The following is a 528-nucleotide window of genomic DNA, read 5'->3' as shown; positions in this document are numbered from 1 at the left end:
CCTGACGAGTTTGAGCAATCTGCTCAATTTGCTCGTTCAAACTGTTCACTTCTTGATGTTGGCTTTCGACCAAACTTGAAAGATGATCACGATAAATCTTCAAGTTGCTGACTTCTTCCTGAAGCTGTTCGATTTCCGCTTCCAGCGTCAGAGCCTTTTCTGCGCTTGCATCAATACGTTTTTGGCTAACCGCTGATGCTTGGTTAGTTTTACTCTGCACTGCTTGTGCATCGTTTAAATTCGCCGCCTGAGCAGGAATCAAAACGGATGAGATCAACAGAGCGATACTTGATTTCATTAGATTCATACGAGTTTAAATGCTATTTCCTAAAAACGACTAAAGGGGAAGACCAAACTTCCCCTTTACTAATCAAATTGTTATCAGTACTTGAACTGGATGGTTGCCATGTAGTTGCGGCCTTCTCCAACCACTACTCCACTCGCACCTTCTTGATTGCCATTCGTACTACCACCACCTGCGAGGTAGTCAGTATCGAATAAGTTTTCGACATTGAATCGAGCAATGAT

The 528-nt window shown here is 43.0% G+C and carries 1 protein-coding gene; it reads right to left on the bottom strand.

Going from position 1 to position 528, the window contains the following annotated elements:
• Nucleotides 1-307 (bottom strand): DUF3450 family protein (locus tag R7040_RS29740; RefSeq protein WP_318098086.1); only part of this gene is annotated, 307 nt, incomplete at its 3' end.
• Nucleotides 308-528 lie beyond the last annotated feature (221 nt).

It is taken from the genome of Vibrio sp. 1069 (assembly GCF_033340555.1).
This window is presented reverse-complemented; position numbering and strand designations above follow the sequence as displayed.